The organism is Algibacter sp. (assembly GCF_049667265.1).
Classification (GTDB): Bacteria; Bacteroidota; Bacteroidia; order Flavobacteriales; family Flavobacteriaceae; genus Algibacter_B.
This window is the reverse complement of sequence record NZ_JBATHX010000207.1, coordinates 1-4,480: the sequence shown is the minus strand read 5'-3', so window position 1 is coordinate 4,480 and position 4,480 is coordinate 1. Positions and strand designations below refer to the sequence as shown.

Genomic DNA, 4,480 nt, shown 5'->3' with positions numbered 1-4,480 from the left:
TATATCCCGTAAATAAGCCAGGATATGGTAAATAATTTGGCGTAGTTATCCATCCCAGAAAGATATTTTTATGGTTTCTCTAAAAAACTTTCAATATTAATTATAATACCCTTCCTTAGGTATTTCAACATAGTAAGCTTTTCTTGAACTATTATTAAGGTGTGGCTCTCGCAACCAAGGGTTATGAAGTTTTAGTAACTTATAGTTTATACCAAAACGTTGTGCGAACTTAGTAAAATCGGTAACAGCAGTATCTACTTCAATTTTATAGGTTGGTACGTTTGTGTATAAATCTTTATCTCTAAAATTGAAACCGTATTTTTTTGGGTTTGATAAAATCTCCTTTAAAGCCACAATTCTGAATAAATAACGTCCAGTTTCTTCACCTAAAAGTAAATCGTAATATCCAGTTACACCTTGTTCATCCAGACGTCTTGAAACTCCAGCATTTCCAGCATTGTAAGCAGCAGCAGCAAGTGTCCATGAGCCTAGGTTTTCTTTAGCATCTATGAGATATTTACAAGCTACCTCGGTTGCTTTTTCTAAATTATAACGCTCATCCACATTACCGTTAACTTCTAAACCATTTTCACGACCTGTTGCTGGCATAATTTGCCAAAAACCTCTCGCTCCAGCTGGAGAAACAGCGTTTGTTAATCCGCTTTCAATAACTGATAGGTACTTAAAATCATCAGGAACACCGTGTTTCGCTAAAATAGGCTCAATTATAGGAAAGTATTTTTTAGCACGTTTAAACATCAATAACCCATTTGATTGCCAGTAGGTATTTACAAGCAATTCTCTATCCATACGTTCTAAAATATCTGGGTTTTCAAGCGGCATGGCCTCACCAGCAAAATTTAAATAATCTGGAACTTGAAGTGCATAAACGTTATAATCGTTTATTAATTTCGTTTCAAAATTTTCATCTGTTGGAGCATCTTGTAGGGCATAAATAAATAGGGCACATAAACTTAATAATCCCACAAATGCCAATCCTTTCTGTATCATTTTCATCGTTTTAAGTTTTTTATAAAATTAAATAAAAATCGCTTAGCTTTCTAAAATTAGAGCAGGTAAATTTTTATTGAACCATTTATATTTATTGATAATAGCAATATGAGTGCCGTTTTTAATAACGATGCAGTCTTTAATATATTTTATTGGAAATACAGGGTCTTTATCACCATGAATATGAATAATTCCCGGAATGACATCTTGCCGCTCCCAACAAACCATTTCTTTAATGGCCCAACTTAAATATTTACTATCATTTACTGATAAATATTTCTTGTAAAGCTCCAAACGCTTAGTCATAGTTGCTCCAAAGGCATATTTTTCAAAAACCTCAATTTTACTTGCTAGTTGCGTTGGAATTAATGCATAAGCTTTTGTAGTTTTTGCAAAAATCATCCTTTTTGGCAACTCATTCATGGTTTTTACACTTGATACAATGATGAGTTTTCTAAGCTTAACAAACCTACTCATTTCCTGTACCAAAACACCTCCAAACGACACGCCCAACAAAACCACATTTGTATGCTTAATTTTTTTAGAAAGTCTTAAAGCATAATCGCTTAACGATTCATTAACCTTAGGCATTTGCCATTCAAGTAAATGAATTTCAAACTGATTTTCGGGCAATTTAATATGTTCAAATATTTTGGGGCTTGCCGCCATTCCAGGCATTAAATAAACATGTATTAACTCTTGAACCATAAGGTATTAACCGTTAATTTTCTTTAGTTTGTCGTTTTTATTTCGTACTTTTGCGCAAAGTTAGAGAAATAGTACTCACTATTTTTGATTTCCTAAGAATTAAAACAAAATTAACATGGTTGAAGCTGCAGAACTAATTGACAACGATTTTCTACGTCAATTTGAATTAAAACATGAGGGTCATTTAGCAATTATTGAATATGCACCTCAAGAACGGAAAATATTTTTAACTAAATTAATTATACCTGAAGCGATTAAAGAGGAAGGTTTTCAAAAAGAATTTTTAACACTTGTTTTTGAAGAAATAGGATCGCGTAACTTAAGTGTTATGCCTACTTGTCCTGCCATAGCAAAATTTGTAAGAAGCAATAGAAAATATAAGCGCATGCTGCCTGTTGGCGTAAGAATATAGTTTTCTAATAATGGATAATAAAAAAGCCGAAACTTTCCAGTTTCGGCTTTTTTATTGACTTATGCCAACCATTACTGTTTGGTATAAACTAAAGTTAGATCTTTGGTAAATAAAACTTCCGTAAAATCTTCATTATAAATTTTTATTCGGTCTTCGAAAACTAAAAATATTTGATCGCCCTGAATCATGGCTACACTTTCACCAATCATAACAGTCGAATCCATAAATGTATATGACGTTGCTAAACTTATAACGCCTTCAGTATCGCACACAACATCAAAACTATATTCGTTAGTTTCATCCTTTAGTAAGGAAATATTTATATCTGGATTAAAGGTTGTGTTTAAAGATACAACACCCTTCTCATCAAAAAACAAGGTTTCATTTCGATCGCAATCAATTTCATTTAAAAGATTAGTATTCACCATACCATCGTTATTCATATCAAATCCGCCGTTAACATTCCATGCTGTTAATTTCCAGACTCCAACCAAAGGTGAACTTTCATCTTGCATATCTTCAGAAGAACAACTAGTAAAACATACTAGCGCAAATGCAAAACATAGGTTTAAAATAAATTTATTCATATTGGGGCATGATTAATTCGAGGTAAAAATATGTATGATCATAGTAATTCACACAATAATTAGGCTAAATTGCAAAATTTCAAGGTTGATTAGTATAAAAACAGAAAAATTATGTTGATAAAACCTCCAAAAACTCAAATCTTACAATACCATCATCATCAATTTCAGCAAGTTTAACTTGATGCAAGGTGTTTACCAATTCAGGATTCCAAGGTGCTTTAACCTTAACGTAGTTTTCAGTAAATCCGTGTATATAGCCTTCTTTATTTTCACTTTCAAATAAAACAGTTCGGGTTGTTCCAAGTTGACTTTCATAAAACGCTCGTCGCATTTTAACTGACAAACCACGTAGCATTTTACTTCGTTTGCTTCTCACGTTTTTTGATACCACACCATCCATTTTAGCAGCCTCTGTATTCTCGCGCTCTGAATATGTAAAAACGTGTAAATAAGAAATATCTAATTCGGTTAAAAAATTATAGGTTTCAAGAAAATGGTCGTCGGTTTCACCAGGAAAACCAACAATCACATCCACACCAATACAAGCATGAGGCATCTTTTCTTTTATTTTTGAAACTCTATCCACATACAATTCCCGCAAGTAACGACGCTTCATTTTTTTAAGAATGGTATTACTTCCCGACTGTAATGGAATATGAAAATGCGGCACAAATGCTCTGGATTTTGAAACCAAATCAATCGTTTCATTTTTCAGTAAATTAGGCTCGATGGATGATATTCTAAGGCGTTCAATACCTTCTACCTCATCCAACTCGGTCACTAAATCTAAAAAAGTATTGTCGTGTTTTTTATTGCCAAACTCCCCTTTACCATAGTCGCCAATGTTAACTCCTGTAAGTACAATTTCCTTAATATTTTGTTCTGAAATAGCTTTTGCATTTTCCAAAACATTTTTCATGGAATCACTTCTAGAAATCCCTCTAGCCAAAGGAATGGTGCAGTAGGTGCATTTATAATCGCAGCCATCTTGCACTTTTAAGAAAGCCCGAGTTCTATCACCTATGGAATAGCTTCCAACATAAAAATCGGCATCTTCAATTTCACAAGAATGTATTTCTCCCAAATCATTCTTAGAAAGATCGTTCAAGTAATCAGTAATCTTGAATTTTTCGGTTGCTCCAAGCACTAAATCCACACCATTTACATCTGCTAATTCTTGTGGTTTTAACTGTGCGTAGCAACCAACGGCAGCAACAAAAGCTTCTGGATTAGCCTTTTGCGCATGCTTTACAATGGTTTTAAAACGCTTGTCTGCATTTTCAGTAACCGAACAGGTATTAATCACATAAATATCTGCTTTTTCAGAAAAATCGACCCTATCAAAACCTTCATTATTAAAGTTTCTGGCAATGGTAGACGTTTCCGAAAAATTCAGTTTACAACCTAAAGTATAAAATGCGACTTTTTTATTCATTACTTTTTGTTATCCTGAACTTGTTTCAGGATTTTTTAAAATTTATCTTTACATTTTGTCACATGATTCAATAAACAGATGTTTCAACTGCGCTCATCATGACATTAGCGCGCAAATTTACAACTTAAAAGTTACATGATAAAACCCATTTCACGACAAATAATTCGCTACTTATCAATTAGTTGTATGCTTATTTTGTTTTTTTCCTGCGGAAATAATTCAATTATTATCAATGAAAATCTTGTTTTTCGTTATAACGAATACGCCAACATTAACACTTTAGATCCTGCCTTTTCAAGAACACTACAAGACAATTCGGTTTGTAAT

General features: G+C 33.0%; 5 protein-coding genes and 1 pseudogene. 2 read left to right on the top strand and 4 right to left on the bottom strand.

Annotation, left to right across the window (positions count from 1 at the left end; genetic code table 11):
- Window positions 1–96 precede the first annotated feature (96 nt).
- Both WBN21_RS07760 and WBN21_RS07755 read right to left on the bottom strand, forming a co-directional pair.
- Window positions 97–1,017, bottom strand: coding sequence for a lytic transglycosylase domain-containing protein (locus WBN21_RS07760; protein ID WP_424199043.1), 921 nt, complete (start codon window positions 1,015–1,017; stop codon window positions 97–99).
- 36 nt (window positions 1,018–1,053) lie between these two features.
- Entirely contained in the window at window positions 1,054–1,719 is a 666-nt protein-coding gene (locus WBN21_RS07755) for an alpha/beta hydrolase (RefSeq protein WP_424199042.1), read from the bottom strand.
- A gap of 115 nt (window positions 1,720–1,834) precedes the next feature.
- On the opposite strand from WBN21_RS07755, the gene WBN21_RS07750 reads away from it, so the two are divergent.
- A complete protein-coding gene (locus WBN21_RS07750) occupies window positions 1,835–2,131 on the top strand; it encodes an N-acetyltransferase (protein ID WP_424199040.1) in 297 nt (98 codons plus the stop codon).
- Window positions 2,132–2,202: 71 nt separating this feature from the next.
- Here WBN21_RS07750 and WBN21_RS07745 read toward each other — a convergent pair whose 3' ends face one another.
- Together WBN21_RS07745 and mtaB are read right to left on the bottom strand one after the other, a co-directional pair.
- On the bottom strand, window positions 2,203–2,718 hold the full coding sequence (locus WBN21_RS07745; RefSeq protein ID WP_424199038.1) for a hypothetical protein: 516 nt from the start codon (window positions 2,716–2,718) through the stop codon (window positions 2,203–2,205).
- Between the two features lie 109 nt (window positions 2,719–2,827).
- Window positions 2,828–4,153 (bottom strand): tRNA (N(6)-L-threonylcarbamoyladenosine(37)-C(2))-methylthiotransferase MtaB, encoded by a 1,326-nt coding sequence (gene mtaB / locus WBN21_RS07740; RefSeq protein ID WP_424199036.1) that lies wholly within the window; start codon window positions 4,151–4,153, stop codon window positions 2,828–2,830.
- Between the two features lie 135 nt (window positions 4,154–4,288).
- Here mtaB and WBN21_RS07735 point away from each other — a divergent pair.
- Window positions 4,289–4,480: pseudogene (locus WBN21_RS07735) on the top strand (ABC transporter substrate-binding protein); the annotation flags it as partial.